The organism is Microbacterium sp. oral taxon 186 str. F0373, from assembly GCF_000411455.1.
In the GTDB taxonomy this organism is placed as follows: Bacteria; Actinomycetota; Actinomycetes; order Actinomycetales; family Microbacteriaceae; genus Microbacterium.
Window position 1 is genome coordinate 306,063 of the sequence record NZ_KE150457.1, and the last position, 18,557, is coordinate 324,619.

Genomic DNA, 18,557 nt, shown 5'->3' on the forward strand with positions numbered 1-18,557 from the left:
CGCGGATGCCGCCGGGACGATGCTCGATGCGGCGCGCGCCTGGCTCGCGCAGGATCCCGATGAGCTGACACGCGCGGAGCTGACCGCCATCGTGGATGCCGCAGCGGACGGCGATGAGGCGGCATCCGCCGAGCTCGCCGACCGTTTCGGCGCCCGCCTGCAGTTCGGCACCGCGGGTCTGCGCGGACGCCTCGGAGCGGGCAGCAACCGCATGAACCGGGTGCTGGTGTCTCAGGCCGCCGCGGGCTTCGCCGCCTATCTGCGTGAAAAGGCGGCGCCGGGAACGACGCCGCTCGTGGTCGTCGGCTACGACGGCCGCCGCAACTCGGACGTGTTCGCCCGCGACTCGGCGGAGCTGTTCGCCGGCGCGGGCCTGCGCGCGGTGCTGCTTCCGCGGATGCTCCCCACCCCGGTGTTGGCCTTCGCGGTGCGCCATCTCGACGCCGCCGCTGGCGTCATGGTGACGGCGTCGCACAACCCGCCGGACGACAACGGCTACAAGGTGTACCTCGGCGGCGCCGATGCCGGGTCGCAGATCGTCTCCCCCGCCGACGCCGAGATCGCGGCGCACATCGACCGCGTCGCGGCAACCTCGCTCGTTCCGGATCTCGCTCGCGCCGCGTACGAGATCGCCGACGAGTCCTTGATCTCCGCCTACGTCGCCGCTACCGCGGCCGTCGCCCCCGCCACCGCGGGCGCGGCCGGCATGAACTGGGTGTACACAGCCATGCACGGCGTGGGCTCCGAGACCCTGCACGCGATCCTCGACCTCGCCGGCTACCCCCGACCCCGCGTCGTGGAGGCGCAGATCGCGCCCGACGGACGCTTCCCGACCGTGGCCTTCCCCAATCCGGAGGAGCCGGGGGCGATGGATCTCGCGTTCGAGACGGCTCGCGCGGTCGGTGCCGACTTCGTGATCGCCAACGACCCCGACGCCGATCGACTGGCCGTCGCCCTGCCAGATGAGACCGCCCCCGGCGGCTGGCGCCGCCTGACCGGAAACGAGATCGGGCTGCTACTGGGCTGGCGTGCCGCGGCGCGGGCCGGAGAACGGGGTGAGACGGGGTCGCTGGCCTGCTCGTTGGTGTCCTCCCCGGGCCTGCAGACTGTCGCCGAGCACTACGGGCTCGACTTCCACGCGACGCTGACGGGCTTCAAGTGGATCTCGCGCGCGCCCGGCATCCTGTACGGCTTCGAGGAGGCCCTCGGGTACCTGGTCAACCCGGAGACGGTGCGCGACAAGGACGGCATCTCCGCCGCCGTGGCGATTCTCGGAATGATCGCCGACGCGCGTGAGCGCGGTGAGAGCCTCGCCGATCTGCTGCGGGGGTTCCAGGAGACGTTCGGCTTCCTCGCATCGGGTCAGGTCTCGCTGCGCGTCGACGACCTGTCGGTGATCGGGCGCATCATGTCGGCGCTCCGCCAGGCTCCGCCCGCTCGGGTGGGCGCGGTCGCGGTGACCGGCATCGACGACCTTCTCACCGGCGCCGGCGGCGTGCCGGCCAGCGACGTCCTGCGGCTGTGGCTGGAGGACGGGTCGCGTCTGATCGTGCGCCCGAGCGGCACCGAGCCCAAGCTCAAGGCGTACCTGGACGTGCGCGGCACCTCGGCCGCAGACGCGCAGGAACGGCTCGCCGCCCTGGATGCCGCCACCCGCACCCTCCTCCTCTGACCCCCCTCGCCTCTCACCCCGCCGAGTCGCCACGTTTCGACCGAGCCGCCACGAAGCTGCGCGGCGAATCGTGGCGGCTCGGTCGCATGATGGCGGCTCGGGGAAGGGGAAAGAGCACGCGGATAGGGTGGGGGCGTGCTGCTGACCGATCCTGTCGTCCTCGAGAACGAGCATGTGCGGCTGGAGCCGCTGCGGGCGGACCACGCCGGCGAGCTGCAACGTGCCCGCGAGGGGCTGCAGTACGCCTGGTACACCTCGGTTCCGTCAGACGCGAGCGCAGACATCATCCACCGGCTCGCCGAACGCGACGGCGGGCGCATGAACCCGTTCGCCGTCGTGGTCGGCGGCGTGGCCGTGGGGATGACGACGTTCTGCACCATCGACCTGGACAGTCCGCGGGTGGAGATCGGCTACACGTGGTTGTCGCCGACGGTGCAGCGCACCGGTGTGAACACGGCCGCCAAGCTCCTGCTGCTGGGGCACGCGTTCGAGCAGTGCCACGTGATCGCGGTGCAGTTCTGCACGCACTGGCACAACCGTCAGTCGCGGGCCGCGATCGAGCGCCTCGGCGCAAAGCAGGACGGCGTGCTCCGCAACCATCGGGTCGGCCCCGACGGCACGCTGCGCGACACCGTCGTGTACTCGATCCTCCCGCACGAGTGGCCGACGGTGAAGCAGGGCCTGCGGGCCCGGCTGCGCTGAGCGGATACCGTGTGCGGCGTGGCTCCGGTTGCCTCAGCCGTCGACGACGGCCACGAGTTCGTCGAGGAAGGGTCCGAAAGACGTGCCGCGGCGGACGATCCGCTGCACGCTGTCGCGTTCGCTGAACACTTCGACCAGCTGCTCGAACACCGTCTGGAACGCTTCGCGATCGCTCTCGGAGAAGGCCACCATCGCGATCACCTGCACGCGCCCTTCGCCCCAGGCCATGGACGGGTCGGCGATGCCCACGGCGATCGCCGTGCGCGCCGCGGTCATCCCGATCGCGTGGGGCACCGCGAGCGCGTCGGTGAAGGCGGTCGATGACAGCCGTTCGCGCTCGAGCGTGCGCTGGACGTACCCCTCATCGATGACGCCCAGCGCGACGAGTCGGGCTCCGAGGTCGCGGATGACGCTCTCCTCGTCGGCATCCGCGGCAACGCGCCCGATGAAGGCGTCGGCGGAGAAGTAGCGGCCGAGCTCATCGCGCAGTCGCGCCAAGCGGCGCGCACGGCGCACGCGTCCGGCCGCCGCCTGCACCCGCTCGATGTCGCTCTCCGTGAGGAAGGGCTGGATGCGCACGATGCCGTCACCGGTGAAGGGCGGGTCGATCGTCGTGAGGATCAGATCGGTCTCGATCGCCCGCCAGTCGGGGTCGGCCCGTGTGTCGACGCCGACGACGTCGACCGCCTGTCCGAGCGAGCGGTCCACGCTCGATCGCAGCAGTTCATGCAGTTCGTAGTACCCGGGGCACACGATCGTCGCGGTCAACACCGTGCCGGCGTGACGGCTCCGTTCCAGCTGGCCGCCGACGTGCATCGCGATGTAGGCGATCTCGTCGTCCAGGAGCGGGATGCCGAGAAGCCCCCGCAGCCCGTCGGCGATGAACACCGCGACCTCGAAGATCATCGGGTAGGTCGCCTTCAGCGAGCGGGTGAGGGGGTTGCGCGACCACGCCTGCTCCTGTGCGCGCAGCCGCAGGTTCTGCACGTGGAGGGCGAGACGCAGCACGAAATCCTCGTGCTCGATATCGACGAGGAACTCGGATGCCGCACGGTGCACGACGTCGCGCACCGCCGCCTCGACCTCGGGCTGCAGACCCGCTCGTGTCACCGACGCGGCCTCACCGGGACCGGGCGCGACGACGCGGCCGAGGACGAGCGCGGAGAGGTGGCGCCGGTCGCCCGCCCCCAGGCGAACCCCCAGATGGCGCTCACAGAGCGTGTCCAGCAGCGTCCCCACCTGCTCCTGAGCGGGCGTCGTGCTCTCCAGCGCCGTCGTCTCCAGCGCACGGTCGTGGGCGACGCGGTCGGCGGTGATGGCGACGTGCATCATCACATCGCCGATACCGAACTCGTTGACGAAGTAGCCGAGCTCGCGCAGACCCGAAACGAGATCGGCTTTGAACGGGCCGAAGACCGCTTCGCCGATCGATCCCGCGCCGAGGCTGCGCCGGAGGGCATCGAGGTCGAACGCGCCGTCGTCCGTCTCGTCGTGGGCAAGCCGGCTCAGCAGGCGACGCTGTGCCATCTCCGTGCCCTTCAGCCGCGCGCGCGATCCGCTGCGCTCCAGCGTGAGCTCGGTGTCGCCCAGCAGCGCACGGACCCGGCCCAGGTCTCCCTCGAGGGTCGCCGGACTGACATGGAAGTCCTCGGCGGTCTCGAAGACGTCGATGCCCTCGCGGCCCGACAGCAGTCGACGCACGAGCCGGTGCACGCGCTCCCGCGGCGTCGCGGCATCCGCTCCGGCGCGCAGCGCTGCGGGCGCATCCGCACCCGCGCGATACCCGAGCGGACCGGACTCCACGACGACGCCCCGCGGCACGCGGGCGTTGAGCGCGGTGACGTAGCTGCGGATGCTGCGCGGCGTCACTCCGACGATGTCGGCGAGCTCGGCGGCCGTAAGCCAGTCATCCTCGCGCGCGAGCAGAGCGATGACCCGGTCCTGGCGCGCTCTGCTCATATCCACCAGTCAACCACGCCCATCGCGGGGTGTTTCCGCCCCCGCGGAAACAGGTGTGGTTGTCGCCTCCCAGCGCTTTCACAAGAATGGCGGAGAAGGAGGCGGATCGATGAGGATCCTCGTTGTGTGCGGCGCGGGAGCGTCGAGCACGTTCGTCGCGCAGCGTGTTCGTCACGCGGCGCAGGCGGCCGAGCGTGAGCTCAGTGCCGTCGCCGGCACCGAGCAGTCGCTCCCGATCGACATCGATGCCGCAGACGTGGTGCTCGTGGGTCCCCACCTGCAGAGCAGCCTGGATCGCATCCGTCGCGAAGCGGCGCCGCGTCTCGTACGCGTGATCCTCCTTCCGCCCGACATCTACAGCGATCTCCACGGCACGCGCACCCTCGCGCTGATCGACGAGACCCTGAGGACAGACCCCGACATGCCCGCTTCGACGGAGAGGAACCCCGCATGAGCTCTGTGTCCCGCACGATCCGCATCGGATCGTCCAACGGATTGCACGCCCGCCCCGCGAAGCTCTTCGCCCAGGGCGTGAAGGACTCCGGCCTGGAGGTCACGATCTCCAAAGGCGCGGGTGCACCGGTCAACGCCGCCAGCATCCTGGGCGTCATCTCCCTCGGAGCGGAGAAGGGCGACTACGTCACCCTCACCGCGGAAGGCGAGAACGCCAACGCCGTGCTCGACGTACTCGCCGAGCTGCTCACGACCGACCACGACGACAACTGAACCGAAAGAGAGACCCGAAGATGAGTGAACTGCGTGGAGTGGGTATCGGACTGGGCGTCGCCCAGGGTCCCGTGGCCCGTATGGCCGACCCGCTGCCCGCCCCCTCGGACGTACCCAGCACGCTGACACCCGCCGAGGAGCTGGCCCGCGTGCGCGCGGCGGTCTCCGCCGTCGCCCGTGAGCTCGAGGAGCGCGGCTCGAAGGCCGGAGGTCTCGCCCGCGACGTCCTGGAGGCCCAGGCGATGATGGCCGAGGACCCCACACTCGACACCGAGGTCTCCACGCGCGTGAACGCCGGCAAGACCGGCGAGTATGCCGTACACGAGGCGTTCGCGAGTTTCCGCGACACCCTGGCCGCGATGGGCGGCTATCTCGGCGAGCGCGCCGCCGACCTCGACGACGTCGCCCAGCGCGTCATCGCACGCCTGCGCGGCCTGCCCGCCCCGGGCGTGCCCGACCCCGGTCACCCGTTCGTGCTCGTCGCGAAGGACCTCGCCCCCGCCGACACCGCCCTGCTCGACCTCGACCAGGTGCTCGCGCTCATCACGACCGACGGCGGGCCGACCTCGCACACCGCGATCCTGGCGCGCGAGAAGTCCATCGTCGCCATCGTCGGCGCCGCCGCCGCGAAGGATCTCACCGACGGGCAGACGGTCATCGTGGATGCCGCGAAGGGTGTCGTGACCGTCGACCCCACCGAGGACGAGCTCGCCCAGGCCCACAACCGCGCCGCCGACCGTGCCGCCGCGGCATCCGCCCCGCTCACCCCGGGTGCACTGAAGGACGGCTCCGCCGTGCCGCTGCTGGCCAACCTCGGCAAGCCGGGCGGCGCCGCCGAGGCGGTCGAGCTGGGCGCCGAGGGCGTCGGACTCTTCCGCACCGAGTTCCTCTTCCTGTCGGCCACGCAGGCACCGACCGTCGACGAGCAGACCGCGTCGTACACCGAGCTGCTGAAGGCGTTCCCCGGCAAGAAGGTCGTCGTCCGCGCTCTCGACGCCGGGGCGGACAAGCCCCTCGCCTTCCTCAACGACGCGCACGAAGACAACCCCGCCCTGGGCCTTCGGGGCCTGCGCGCCCTCCGCGCCAGCGAGGACATCCTGCGCGAGCAGCTCACCGCGCTCGCGAACGCGGACGCCGCGACCGAGGCCGACCTCTGGGTCATGGCGCCGATGGTCGCCACCGTCGAGGAAGCGGACTACTTCGTGACGCTCGCGAAGGAGTACGGCATCAAGACCGCCGGCGTCATGGTCGAGGTCCCCTCGTCCGCGATCCAGGCGAAGCGCATCCTCCAGATCGCGGACTTCGCCTCCATCGGCACGAACGACCTCACGCAGTACACGCTCGCCGCCGACCGCCTGCTCGGCTCGGTGGCGTCGTACCAGGACCCCTGGCACCCCGCGGTCCTGGAGCTGATCAAGATGACCGCCTCCGGCGGCAAGGCCAACGGCAAGCCGGTCGGCATCTGCGGCGAGGCCGCCGCCGACCCGCTGCTGGCCGTCGTGCTCGTGGGCCTCGGCGCGACGACGCTGTCGATGGCTCCCACGGCCCTCGCGGACGTGCGCGCCTCGCTTCTGCAGTACACCCGCGAGGATGCCGAGCGCATCGCCGCGGCCGCTCTTGCCGCCGATGACGCGGCATCCGCACGATCGGCGGCTCAGGCCGCCGCTGAGAACCTCGCCGGCTGACGGCGCGGCACATTCGAAGGGAACGAAGACAATGACAACGGCGTCCACGACATCGACGGGGGTGAACCGCGCACGCGTCGGCGTGCAGAGGTTCGGCACCTTCCTGTCCGGCATGATCATGCCGAACATCGCGGCCTTTATCGCCTGGGGCTTCATCACGATGCTCTTCATCACGAAGGGCTTCTTCGGCGCGGAGAGCCCGTTCGGGTGGCACTGGTCTCCCGTCGCGGAGATCATCGGTGGCGGCGGAAACGCGGCGGACATCGGCTGGAACGGCGCGATGACGGCGCTGGCGAGCGGCGATGCGGGCAACTTTGCGGCCTACGTCGGCCTCGTCGGCCCGATGGTCACCTATCTGTTGCCGCTGCTGATCGCCAACACCGGCGGTCGCATGGTCTACGGCGAGCGCGGCGGCGTGGTGGCGACGATCGCCACCATGGGTGTCATCGTCGGCACCGACATCCCCATGTTCCTCGGCGCGATGATCATGGGCCCGCTGGCGGCCTGGATCACCAAGCAGATGGACAAGCTCTGGGACGGCAAGATCAAGCCGGGCTTCGAAATGCTGGTGAACAACTTCTCCGCCGGCATCCTGGGCATGATCTTGGCGATCGTCGGTTTCTTCGCCTTCGGCCCCATCATGCTGGGAATCTCGACGTTCCTCGGCGGCATCGTGGGCTGGCTCGTCAGCGTCAACCTGCTCCCGCTGCTGTCGATCATCGTCGAGCCGGCGAAGGTGCTGTTCCTCAACAACGCCATCAACCACGGCGTGTTCACCCCCCTCGGCATCCAGCAGGCGACCGAGGCGGGCAAGTCGATCCTCTTCCTCATCGAGGCCAACCCCGGCCCCGGCGTCGGACTTCTGCTCGCCTTCACCTTCTTCGGCGTCGGTGCGGCTCGCGCTTCGGCTCCGGGCGCGATCATCATCCAGTTCTTCGGCGGCATCCACGAGATCTACTTCCCGTACGCGCTGAGCAAGCCGATGACGATCCTCGCCCTCATCGCGGGAGGCGCGACCGGCGTGACGACCAACATGCTGCTGGGCGGCGGCCTCGCTTTCCCGGCAGCTCCCGGAAGCATCATCGCCGTGACTGCCGCGGCCATCGGCCCGGGCGTCGGCAACCTGTTCGTCGTGTATCTGTCGGTGATCCTCGCCGCCACCGTGACGTTCTTGATCACCGCGGTGATCCTGCGGGCGTCCCGCAAGCGTGACCTGGCCGCAGAGGCGGACTCCAGCGCATCGTTCGAGGCGGCGATCGCCCAGACCGAGGCGAACAAGGGCAAGAGCTCCGAGGCCCTCGCCGGCCTCCGCGCCGGGGCGGCCGCGAACGCCGGGCTCGAGGGTGACCAGTCGTCGCTGTCGGCCGACCGGGCCGCCGACGCCGTCGCCGCGGGAACGGTGGTACCCGCCGCACGCGTGACGAACATCGTGTTCGCCTGCGACGCCGGTATGGGCTCGTCCGCGATGGGCGCGAGCGTGCTGCGCAACAAGATCAAGAAGGCGGGCATCGACGACGTCTCGGTCACCAACAAGGCGATCGCCAACCTCGACGGCAGCGAAGACCTCGTGATCACCCAGCAGCAGCTCACCGACCGCGCACGCGGGCGCACGCCGAACGCGACTCACGTGTCGGTGGACAACTTCATGAACTCGCCGAAGTACGACGAGGTCGTGGATCTGGTGGTCCAGCAGCACAAGAACCAGGCCTGATCGCTCAGGCCCACCCTGACGCCGCGGGGACGGGATGCGCGATGCCCCGCCCCCGCGGCTCTCACCCGATACAGCGTCGCCCAGACGTACGATGACCGAGACGACGCTACGCACAGAGACGAGGACGACATGTCACGCGATGTACTGAAGATCGATCAGGTTCGGATCCACTCCGGATCGGTCACGAAAGAGCACGCCATGCGTGAGGCCGCGGACATCCTCGAAGCCGCCGGAGCCGTCACCTCCGCCTACTACGACGCGATGCTCCAGCGCGAGCAGACCGTGTCCACCTACATGGGCAACGAGCTCGCGATCCCCCACGGCACCAACGAGACGAAGGATGCCATCCTCGACTCGGCGCTCTCGTTCGTCCGCTATGACGGCGGCGTCGACTGGGACGGCGAGAAGGTCAGTTTCGTCGTCGGCATCGCCGGCAAGGGCGATGAGCACCTGGACATCCTCTCGCAGATCGCCCTGATGTTCTCCGAAGACGAGGAGGTCGCACGCCTGAAGGCGGCGACCACCGCAGAGGACCTGTTCGCACTGCTGTCGACGGTGAACGGCTGATGAAGGCCGTCCACTTCGGCGCCGGTAACATCGGTCGCGGCTTCGTCGGGCTGCTGCTGCACGAAGGCGGCTACGAGCTGGTGTTCTCGGATGTCGCGGCATCCTTGGTCGACGCCATCAACGCGGCTTCGGAGTACACCGTCCACGAGGTCGGCGATGGCGGCACCGACACGGTCGTGACAGGCTTCCGCGCGATCAACAGCGCCACCGATCCGCAGGCGCTGATCGACGAGATCGCCACCGCCGAGGTGGTGACCACCGCGGTCGGCCCGACGATCCTGCGCTTCGTCGCGCCGCACATCCTGGCCGGTTTGGCCCTGCGCGACCCGTCTCGGCCTCCGCTGCAGGTCATGGCGTGCGAGAACGCGATCGGGGCGACCGACACCCTCCGCGACGAGATCCGCGAGCAGGCGGGTGACGCGTGGGACGCGATCAGCAACCGGGCGGTGTTCGCCAACACCGCCGTCGACCGAATCGTGCCCGCACAGCCGGAAGGCGCGGGGATCGACGTCACCGTGGAACCCTTCTTCGAATGGGCCATTGAACGGCCCCCCTTCGCCGACGCCCCACCCCACATCCCCGGCGCCCACTTCGTCGACGACCTCGCCCCCTATATCGAGCGCAAGCTCTTCACGGTGAACACCGGTCACGCCGCGACCGCCTACTTCGGGGCCCGCGCGGGCGTCGAGAAGATCTCCGACGCGCTGGCGGATCCGTCCATCGTCTCCCGCGTGTCCGCCGCGCTCGAAGAGACGTCCGCACTGCTGGTCGCGGTGCACGGATGGGATGCTGCCGAGCTCGCCGAGTACCGTGCGACGATCCTGCGCCGCTTCGCCAACCCGGCTCTGCCCGACACCGTCGGCCGCGTCGGGCGCCAGCCGTTGCGCAAACTCTCGCGACACGAGCGGTTCATCGGCCCCGCCGCGGCCGCCGCCGAGCGGGGGCTGGCCACGACCGCCCTGGTCGAGGCGATCGGGGCGGCGCTGGAGTTCGACGAGCCCGACGACGAGCAGTCGGTGGAGATGCAGCGACGACTGCGCGCCGAGGACGCGGCCACCTTCACCGCCGCGGTGACGGGTCTGGAGCCGTCGCACCCGCTGTTCGCCGCGGTCGAAGCCGTCGTCGCACAGCGTCAGTCCGAGCTCTGACCCGCTCCCGCGCCCCGGGACGGCGGACCGCGCTGGCTTCCGGCCGCGGAGCCCGGGGCCCCTTCCACCGTTCACAACTCCGGAGATCCCTCGGTACACCGCACCCAGCCAGGGCTGTGGCCGACGGTCGCGAGCACATCTCCGGAGTTGTGAACGGCGACGCCTCCTCCCCCGCGCCCCGCTGAATCCGGTCGTCCACCGACGAGGCACACAAAGCCCTGCCCGACGGGCGTCGCGGTCAGAGTTCTGGACATGATCCGATCTTCTGCCGACCGTCCCGTTCTGCCCAGCGACGTCCCGACCGCTGTTCTGCGGCGTGCTCACCTGCTCGCCGCGGGAGCCACCGGCCGACAGATCACCGATGCGGTGCGCGACGGACGGCTCCTGCGCCTGCGGCGCGATCACTATCTGCCCCGGGACACCGATCCGCAGGTGTGCGCGGCGGTGCAGTGGGGCGGGCGCCTGGACTGCGTCTCACTGTTGCGACTTCTCGGCGTGTTCGTACGGGAGCGTGCGGGGTTGCACATCCAGCTCGCTCCGGACGCCTCCCGCACGCCGCGACCGGAGGCGTCGACGGAGATCGTGCGACATTGGCGTCCCACCTCCAGCGCCGCCGATGATGTGCTCGTACCTGTCCGCGAAGCACTATGTGCAGCGGTGCGCTGCCAGCGGCCGCGGGATGCGGTCGCCACGCTCGACAGCGCGTGGCATCTCGGGGCAGTGGATGAAGACGGTCTCGCTGACGTCTTCGCGCACGTTCCCGGGCGCTACCGATCCCTGCGGCCGCTTCTCGACCAACGTGCGGAGGCGGGTACCGAGACCCTCGTCCGCCTCATGCTGCGCAGTCTGGGATGCCACGTGGACCTGCAGGTTCGAATCGACGGCGTCGGCCGAGTGGATCTCCTCGTCGACGGCTGGCTTGTCATCGAGTGCGACAGTCGCTCGCACCACGGGTCGTGGGGGGATCACAAGCGAGACCGCCGCAGGGATGCCGCCGCAATCGGACTCGGCTTCACGACTCTGCGGCTGCTCGCCGAGGACATCCTCTTCCGTCCGGAATGGGTGATCGAGGTTCTCCGGCGGGCGGTAGCCCGCGGCCCTGGCACCACGCCGCGCACCGTGCGAGTTCACAACTCCGGTGAACTGTGAACGGACAGGCCGATCCGTGGCCCAGAGGGCCGAACCTGCTCGGAAACTCCGGAGTTGTGAACGGTGGCCGTGATCGACGTGATCGAGACGCGCACCGGGCTCCCCCGCGCTCCGCCCGAACCCAGAACCCGAACCAGAACCAGAACCCGAGCCAGAACCCGAACCCGAGCCCGCCCGGAACCCTTGACGGGGCTGCCGTGGGGTGCGGGTCAGGCGTCGAAGCCCTCGCCGATGAGCTCGATGAGCTCCTCGCGCTCCTCCACCGACAAGAAGGCGCCTGCGGCCGCGTTCAGCTGGAACGCCTCCAGGTCTTCGAGACGGTAGTCGAAGGTCTCGGCCAGCAGCGCGAGCTCGCGCGTGAGCGAGGTGCGGCTCATCGTGCGGTTGTCGACGTTGACCGTCACGGCGAAGCCGAGCTGGTACAGCAGGTCGAACGGATGATCCTCGAGGCTCTTGCCCCACGCCGCGATCGCCCCGGTCTGCAGGTTCGAGGAGGGCGAGAGCTCGAGCGGGATCTCACGGTCGCGTACCCACCGCGCCAGGTCTCCGAAGGTCACCAGCACTTCGTCGCCCTGCTGCTGCACGACCTCGAGGTCTTCCGCGATGCGCACGCCGTGGCCGAGGCGCAGGGCGCGGCCGTCGAGGATCGCGGAGCGGATCGAGTCGAGACCGGCCGCCTCTCCCGCGTGCACCGTCACCGGGAAGAACTCTGAGGCGAGATAGTCGAAGGCGGCGCGGTGACGCGACGGCGGGAAGCCGTCCTCCGCTCCGGCGATGTCGAAGCCGACTGCGCCGCGACCGCGGAACGCGACGGCGAGCTGGGCGATCTCGAGCGAGCGGTCGGCGTGACGCATCGCCGTGATGAGCTGGCCGACGCGGATGTCGCGACCCGAGCGATCGACGGCATCCTCGCCTTCCTCGATGCCCTCCTGCACGGCCTCGACGGCCTCTTCGAGCGACAGCCCGCCCGCGAGGTGCTGCTCCGGCGCCCAGCGCACCTCGCCGTAGATCACGCCGTCGGCGGCGAGGTCCTCGACGAACTCCTTCGCGACGCGGCGAAGGCCCTCGGCGCTCTGCATGACGGCGGTCGTCAAATCGAAGGTCTTCAGATACTCCACCAGCGAACCCGAGTCGCTCTGGTCCTCGAACCAGTCGGCGAGCTCCCCGGCATCCGTCGTCGGGACATCGAGGCCGATCTCGTCGGCGAGTTCGATGATCGTCTGAGGCCGCAGCGCACCGTCGAGGTGATCGTGGAGCGAGACCTTGGGAAGCGAGCGGATGGAGACGCCCTCGAGCTTCGGGTCGGCGTAGGGGTCGGTGGCCATGGGGCTTCCTTCTGGTGGGCTGTGCGGGTGGAGCTTAAGGTCAGGCGGTGATGCGCTCGAGGACGAGCGGAGTGGATGCCGGGGCATCCGTTCCGATCTCCCATGCGCCTTCGAGCGCGTCGAGGGCGCGCTCGAAGCGCTTGTCATCATCGGCCAGAAGGGTGAACAACGGCTGTCCGGCGACGATGGATGCGCCGGGCTTGACGTGCAGGTCGATGCCGGCGGCGTGGATGACGGGGTCCTGGGCGCGCGCGCGTCCCGCCCCCAGACGCCAGGCGGCGATGCCGAACGGGAGCGCCTCCATCCGCGTCAGCACACCGTCTCGGGCAGCGACAACGGTGTGCGTCTCGCGGGGGGTGGGCAGCGGCGCATCGGGATCGCCGTCCTGGGCACGGATCATCTCCCGCCACGCGTCCATGGCGCGCCCGTCGCGCAGCGCGGCTTCGACGTCGGCGTCGGGTTGTCCGGCGAGGGCCAGCATCTCGCGCGCCAGAGCCACGGTCAGCTCGACGATATCGGCCGGGCCGCCGCCGGCGAGCACCTCGACCGACTCGCGCACCTCGTTGGCATTGCCGATGGTGAGGCCGAGCGGGGTGTTCATGTCGGTGAGCAGCGCCGTCGTCGCGACGCCCGAGTCGGTGCCCAGGGCGACCATCGTGCGGGCGAGCTCGCGCGCCTTGTCGACATCGCGCATGAATGCGCCGGAGCCGAACTTGACGTCGAGAACGAGCGCGTCGGTGCCTTCGGCGATCTTCTTCGACATGATGCTCGACGCGATCAGCGGGATGGCCTCGACCGTGCCGGTGACATCGCGCAGCGCGTACAGCCGCTTGTCCGCCGGAGCCAGGCCCGAGCCGGCCGCGCAGATGACGGCACCGACGTCGCGCAACTGCGCGAACATCTCGTCGTTGGAGAGCGCGGCGCGCCACCCCGAAATCGACTCGAGCTTGTCGAGCGTGCCGCCGGTGTGACCGAGGCCCCGGCCGGACAGCTGCGGCACCGCGACGCCGAATGCCGCGACGAGCGGCGCGAGCGGCAGCGTGATCTTGTCGCCGACCCCGCCGGTGGAGTGCTTGTCGACGGTGCGCTTGCCGAGTCCGGCGAAGCTCATCCGCTCCCCCGAGGCGATCATCGCGTCGGTCATGACACGGATCTCGTCGCGGTTCATGCCGTTGAGCAGCACCGCCATCGCGAACGCGGCCATCTGCGAGTCGGCGACGTATTCGCGCGTGTACGCGTCGATCATCCAGCGCAGGGCGTCTTCGGGCACCGCGCCGTGGTCACGCTTTGTGCGGATGACGTCGACCGCGTCGAAGGGCTCGACCGCGGCATCCGGCGTGCTCTGCGTCCCGCCGCTCATCGCGACACCTCCTCGAGGTCGCGCGGGCCGAAGGCATCCGGCAGTACCTCATCGATCGTGCGGATGCCGGAGACGGTCTCCAGCAGCATTCCCGGAAGGGCGAACTCGTTGAGCAGCTGACGGCAGCGCCCGCACGGCATGATCGTCTGCCCCTCCTTGTTGACGCACACGAAAGCGACGAGCTGCCCGCCTCCGGACATGTGCAGATCGCCAACGAGGGCACATTCGGCGCAGAGCCCGACGCCGTAGGAGGCGTTCTCGACGTTGCAGCCCGACACGATACGTCCATCGCTGACCAGCGCCGCGGCACCCACCTGATAGCGGGAGTAGGGCGCATACGCGCGCCGCATGGCCTCGGTGGCGACGGCGCGCAGCTCGTCCCAGTCGATGTCGGTCATGAAAGAGGTCACTCCTTGATATAGGGCTTGCCGGATGCCGCGGGCCCGCGGATCTGGCCGGCGAAGCCGGCGACCGCGAGGATCGTCACGACGTACGGGAGCATGAGCATGAACTCGCTGGGGATCGGCGTCTTCAGGATCGTCAGCAGGTTCTGCAGGTTGGTCGCGAAGCCGAACAGCAGGGCGGCGAGAGTCGCGCGGATCGGGTCCCAGCGACCGAAGATGACGGCCGCGAGGGCGATGAAGCCGAGCCCCGCGGTCATGTCCTTGCCGAACTGCGGCACCGAGACGAGCGTGAAGTACGCTCCGCCGATGCCGGCGATCGCGCCGGCCAGCGAGACGTTCCAGAACCGGGACGTGTTCACCTTGATGCCGACCGTGTCGGCCGCCTGCGGGTGTTCGCCGACGGCGCGCAGGCGCAGGCCCCACCGCGTGCGGTAGAGGCCCCAGGCCACGAGCGGAACCGTCACGAACATGAGGTACACGATGAAGGTCTGGTTGAACAGCACCGGTCCGATGATCGGGATCTCGCTCAGCACGGGGATCTGGATACGGCCGAAGCGCTCCGGGGTGTTGAGCTGCTGCTCGTTGGGAGCCAGGAGCGCACCGTACAGGAAGCCGGTCAGACCGGTCACGAGGACGTTCAGCACGACACCGACGATGACCTGGTCGACGAGGTACTTGAGCGCGAAGGCTGCGAGCACGAACGAGACGAGGACACCGCCGACCATGGCGCCGAGCAGCCCGATGAACGGGTTGTGCGTGATGCTGGAGAGCACGGCGGCCGAGAACGCACCGAGCAGCAGCTGTCCTTCGATCGCGACGTTGACCACGCCCACGCGTTCGCCGATCACACCGCCGAGCGCACCGAAGACGAGGGGCACCGACAGCGATACGGCGCCGAACAGCAGGCTCGAGACGGGCACGAACCCGTCGGCAGCGGCCCACACCAGGAACGCCACGACGCCGAGAACGCCGAACGCGATCGTCAGCCAGAGGGACGGACGACGGTACGTCCACGCCCGCCAGGCCGCGCCGGCGGTGAGCACGACCAGCACGGCCCACAGCGTCCAGGCGGTCGGCGCGGTGGGGACGCCCACGTCGGGCAGACCGAAGGACTGCGACGGATCGCCGAGACGGAAGGTCGAGACACCGTCGCGCGGTGCCAGGCCGAAGAGGGCGGCCAGCAGCACGAGGATGACCGCGAGAACGATCGGCGCCTTGAAGTGCCGCTCCCGGACGACGGCCAGCTGGATGGTGCCGTCACTCTGCTCGATCTGGGCTGCCGGTGTCGAGGCGCTCATGCGGCCACCGCCTTCTTCGCGGCCTTCGCTCGCGCCTTGGCCGCCTTCTCGGCGTCGGTCTTGGGGAGGAAGAACACGGCGCGCAGGAGCGGCGGCGCGGCGATGAACAGTACGATCAACGACTGCACGACGAGCACGATGTCCACGGGGATGCCCTGTGCCTGCATCGAGAACGATCCCGCCTTGAGCGCACCGAAGAGGATGCCGGCAGCCAGGGTCCCCCACGCGCGGCTACGACCGAGGAGGGCAACGGTGATCGCATCGAAGCCGATGCCGGCGTCGATCGTCGCGCCGAAGCCCGTCGTGACGGTGCCCTGGATCTGGTTCATGGCGGCGAGGCCCGCCAGGCCGCCCGCGAAGAGCATCGCGTAGATGTAGAGGCGGTCCACGCTCATGCCCGCGGCCCGCGCGGCTCGCGGGTTCTCGCCGACGGCGCGCAGCCGCAGACCGAGGCTCGACCGCTCAATGAGCCACCAGACGAACACGGTGGCCGCGAGCACCACGACGAAGCCCCAGTCCAGCTGCGGGAAGAGCGGGCCGAGGAGGTCGGGAAACTGCGCGGAGGCGGGCGTGGGCTTCGTCTGCGGCTGGTTGGTACCCGGGGCCTGGAGCAGCCCGGGCGTGCGCGTCATCCACAGCAGGAGGTAGAACGCGACGTAGTTGAGCATGATCGTGAGGATCACCTCGTGCGCCCCGGTCTTGGCCTTCAGCAGGCCCACCAGCCCGCCCCAGAGCGCACCGCCGACGATGCCGGCGAGCAGAGTGAGGGGAAGGTGCAGCCACATCGGCAGATCGAGGTTGAACGCGAACAGGCCGGCGAAGATCGCGCCGACGAGCATCTGACCGCGGGCGCCGATGTTGAACAGTCCCGCACGGAAGGCGAGCGCGACGCCAAGGCCGGCCGCGATGAGCGGCGTCGCGAACCCGAGCGAGTTGGTCAGCGGGCGGATCTGCGCCGCGAAGTCGGCGCCGCGGGCGTTGAACACGGCACCCCGGAAGAGCGCCTCGTAGCCGTTGTAGACGGCCTGCCAGATCGCGACGAAGGTGTCACCGGGCCGCGCGAAGAAGTAGGAGGATGCCGCCTGCACGTCCTTGTTGGTCACGGCGATGAGGATGCCGCCGACGATCATGGCGAGCACGATGGCCAGGAAGGTCGTCACCGCACTGCCGCGCAGCAGCTCCTTGAGGAAGACTCCCGACCGCGTCGGCGGGAACTCCTCGCCCTCGCGGGGTGCGGGCTCGCCGGTCAGCGGCCCGCTCGCGCGGGGCAGCTCGGCCTCGCCGAGCGGCACACCCGCCGCGCCGTCGTTCGTGGGCGTCGATCCGCTCATGCGGCCACCTCCGGGTCGTGTGCTCCGGCCATCATGAGACCGAGGGTGTCGCGGGGCGTGTCGCCGGGGACGACGCCGACGATCGTGCCGCGATACATCACGGCGATGCGGTCGGCGAGCGCGCTGACCTCGTCCAGCTCGGTGGAGACGACGATGACGGGGATACCGGAATCGCGCGTCTCGATGATGCGACGGTGAATGAACTCGATCGACCCGACGTCGACACCGCGGGTCGGCTGGGCGACGACGAGCAGGCGGAGCTCGCGGCTCATCTCACGGGCGATGACAACCTTCTGCTGGTTTCCGCCCGAGAGGGTGCCGGCGAGGGTGTCCGGCCCCTGCGTGCGGATGTCGTACTCCCGGATGCGGTCGCGGGCGAAGGCGTCGATCGCGCCCCGACGCAGCGTGCCCGCGGCGGCGAAGGCCGACTCCGCGGCGCGGTCCAGGATGAGGTTCTCGGCGACCGAGAACCCGCCGACGAGGCCGTCCTCCTTGCGGTCTTCGGGGACGAACCCGACGCCTTCGTCGAGGATCGCGCGCACGTTCTTGCCGACGAGCTCGGTGCCGTCGAGGCTGATGGAGCCCTCGACGCGGGCGGCCAGCCCGACGATCGCCTCGACGAGCTCGGTCTGCCCATTGCCCTGGACACCGGCGACGGCGAGCACCTCACCGGGACGCACCTCGAGGTCGACGTCGTCCACGACGATCGCACCGGCCGCCGTGAGCACGCGCAGCCCGCGCACGCTGAGTCCGCCCTCACGCGTCCGCGGCGCCTCCTTGTGCACGGTCAGCTCGACGGCACGTCCCACCATGAGGGAGGCCAGCTCGGCGTTCGTCGCCGTCGGCGAGGCCTCGCCGACCACGGTGCCGAGGCGGATGACGGTGATGCGGTCCGCCACTTCGCGGACCTCACGCAGCTTGTGGGTGATGAAGACGATGGAGGTGCCCTCATCGCGCAGTTGGCGCATGATGGCCATCAGCTCGTCGGTCTCCTGCGGAGTGAGCACGGCCGTCGGCTCGTCGAAGACGAGCACCTTCGCGTCACGGGAGAGCGCCTTGATGATCTCGACGCGCTGCTGGACACCGACGGGCAGATCGCCGACGAGGGCGTCGGGGTCGATCTCGAAGCCGAAGCGCTGTGCGACGCTGCGCACGTGCGCACGGGCGGCGTTGAGGTCGAGGCGGCCGAAGGCCTTGGTGTCCTCGTGGCCGAGCATGACGTTCTCGGCGACGGTGAAGACGGGGATGAGCATGAAGTGCTGGTGGACCATCCCGATCCCGGCGGCCATGGCATCGCCGGGGCCCCGGAAGTGCTGCGGCACGTCGTCGAGCAGGATCTCGCCCTCGTCGGCGCGGTACAGGCCGTACAGCACGTTCATGAGCGTGGACTTGCCGGCGCCGTTCTCGCCGAGGAGCGCGTGGATCTCCCCGGATTCGACCACGAGATCGATGTGGTCGTTGGCGACGAGGCTGCCGAATCTCTTCGTGATCCCGCGGAGCTCGAGCTTCATAGATGCACC

16 protein-coding genes are annotated in these 18,557 nt (G+C 69.7%); 9 read left to right on the forward strand and 7 right to left on the reverse strand.

The annotated features are described in order from the left end of the window. Positions 1 to 19 precede the first annotated feature (19 nt). Together HMPREF1529_RS01410 and HMPREF1529_RS01415 are read left to right on the forward strand one after the other, a co-directional pair. Complete coding sequence (locus HMPREF1529_RS01410) at positions 20 to 1,672, forward strand: phospho-sugar mutase (RefSeq protein WP_051120837.1); 1,653 nt, start codon at positions 20 to 22, stop codon at positions 1,670 to 1,672. A gap of 135 nt (positions 1,673 to 1,807) precedes the next feature. Next, positions 1,808 to 2,374 (forward strand): GNAT family N-acetyltransferase, encoded by a 567-nt coding sequence (locus HMPREF1529_RS01415; protein ID WP_005048164.1) that lies wholly within the window; start codon positions 1,808 to 1,810, stop codon positions 2,372 to 2,374. A 33-nt stretch (positions 2,375 to 2,407) separates the two neighbouring features. Here HMPREF1529_RS01415 and HMPREF1529_RS01420 read toward each other — a convergent pair whose 3' ends face one another. Next, complete coding sequence (locus HMPREF1529_RS01420; protein WP_005048162.1) at positions 2,408 to 4,333, reverse strand: BglG family transcription antiterminator; 1,926 nt, start codon at positions 4,331 to 4,333, stop codon at positions 2,408 to 2,410. A 109-nt stretch (positions 4,334 to 4,442) separates the two neighbouring features. Here HMPREF1529_RS01420 and HMPREF1529_RS01425 point away from each other — a divergent pair, with 109 nt between their 5' ends. The 7 genes from HMPREF1529_RS01425 to HMPREF1529_RS01455 all read left to right on the forward strand — a co-directional run bounded on the left by HMPREF1529_RS01425 (position 4,443) and on the right by HMPREF1529_RS01455 (position 11,319). After that, positions 4,443 to 4,787, forward strand: coding sequence for a PTS sugar transporter subunit IIB (locus tag HMPREF1529_RS01425; protein ID WP_005048160.1), 345 nt, complete (start codon positions 4,443 to 4,445; stop codon positions 4,785 to 4,787). Next, positions 4,784 to 5,059, forward strand: a complete 276-nt coding sequence (locus HMPREF1529_RS01430) for an HPr family phosphocarrier protein (RefSeq protein ID WP_005048157.1) — start codon at positions 4,784 to 4,786, stop codon at positions 5,057 to 5,059. Before HMPREF1529_RS01425 ends, HMPREF1529_RS01430 begins: the two co-directional genes overlap by 4 nt. A 20-nt stretch (positions 5,060 to 5,079) precedes the next feature. Then, positions 5,080 to 6,744 carry a phosphoenolpyruvate--protein phosphotransferase gene (ptsP, locus tag HMPREF1529_RS01435; RefSeq protein ID WP_016463405.1) on the forward strand — a complete coding sequence of 555 codons (1,665 nt, stop codon included), beginning with the start codon at positions 5,080 to 5,082 and terminating at the stop codon, positions 6,742 to 6,744. Positions 6,745 to 6,775: 31 nt separating this feature from the next. Then, positions 6,776 to 8,455 (forward strand): PTS mannitol transporter subunit IICB, encoded by a 1,680-nt coding sequence (locus HMPREF1529_RS01440; RefSeq protein WP_005048152.1) that lies wholly within the window; start codon positions 6,776 to 6,778, stop codon positions 8,453 to 8,455. A gap of 129 nt (positions 8,456 to 8,584) precedes the next feature. Continuing rightward, a complete protein-coding gene (locus HMPREF1529_RS01445; RefSeq protein WP_005048150.1) occupies positions 8,585 to 9,022 on the forward strand; it encodes a PTS sugar transporter subunit IIA in 438 nt (145 codons plus the stop codon). Then, the gene (locus HMPREF1529_RS01450; protein WP_016463406.1) at positions 9,022 to 10,170 is read left to right on the forward strand and encodes a mannitol-1-phosphate 5-dehydrogenase; all 1,149 of its coding nucleotides are present in this window, start codon (positions 9,022 to 9,024) and stop codon (positions 10,168 to 10,170) included. The genes HMPREF1529_RS01445 and HMPREF1529_RS01450 overlap by 1 nt, the downstream gene beginning before the upstream one ends. 252 nt (positions 10,171 to 10,422) lie before the next feature. Then, entirely contained in the window at positions 10,423 to 11,319 is an 897-nt protein-coding gene (locus HMPREF1529_RS01455) for an endonuclease domain-containing protein (RefSeq protein WP_016463407.1), read from the forward strand. Between the two features lie 209 nt (positions 11,320 to 11,528). Here HMPREF1529_RS01455 and HMPREF1529_RS01460 read toward each other — a convergent pair whose 3' ends face one another. From HMPREF1529_RS01460 to HMPREF1529_RS01485, 6 genes are read right to left on the reverse strand one after another with little or no spacing between them, the layout of a single operon-like run. Continuing rightward, complete coding sequence (locus HMPREF1529_RS01460) at positions 11,529 to 12,644, reverse strand: adenosine deaminase (RefSeq protein ID WP_016463408.1); 1,116 nt, start codon at positions 12,642 to 12,644, stop codon at positions 11,529 to 11,531. Positions 12,645 to 12,684: 40 nt separating this feature from the next. Further along, a complete protein-coding gene (locus tag HMPREF1529_RS01465) occupies positions 12,685 to 14,004 on the reverse strand; it encodes a thymidine phosphorylase (protein WP_016463409.1) in 1,320 nt (439 codons plus the stop codon). Then, a complete protein-coding gene (locus tag HMPREF1529_RS01470; RefSeq protein WP_016463410.1) occupies positions 14,001 to 14,402 on the reverse strand; it encodes a cytidine deaminase in 402 nt (133 codons plus the stop codon). Before HMPREF1529_RS01470 ends, HMPREF1529_RS01465 begins: the two co-directional genes overlap by 4 nt. Before the next feature lie 8 nt (positions 14,403 to 14,410). Next, positions 14,411 to 15,706, reverse strand: a complete 1,296-nt coding sequence (locus tag HMPREF1529_RS01475) for an ABC transporter permease (protein ID WP_005048134.1) — start codon at positions 15,704 to 15,706, stop codon at positions 14,411 to 14,413. Next, the gene (locus HMPREF1529_RS01480) at positions 15,703 to 17,037 is read right to left on the reverse strand and encodes an ABC transporter permease (protein ID WP_016463411.1); all 1,335 of its coding nucleotides are present in this window, start codon (positions 17,035 to 17,037) and stop codon (positions 15,703 to 15,705) included. Before HMPREF1529_RS01480 ends, HMPREF1529_RS01475 begins: the two co-directional genes overlap by 4 nt. Then, positions 17,034 to 18,548: an ABC transporter ATP-binding protein gene (locus tag HMPREF1529_RS01485; protein ID WP_005048130.1), complete on the reverse strand. Its 1,515-nt coding sequence runs from the start codon at positions 18,546 to 18,548 to the stop codon at positions 17,034 to 17,036. The genes HMPREF1529_RS01480 and HMPREF1529_RS01485 overlap by 4 nt, the downstream gene beginning before the upstream one ends. Positions 18,549 to 18,557: the final 9 nt, after the last annotated feature.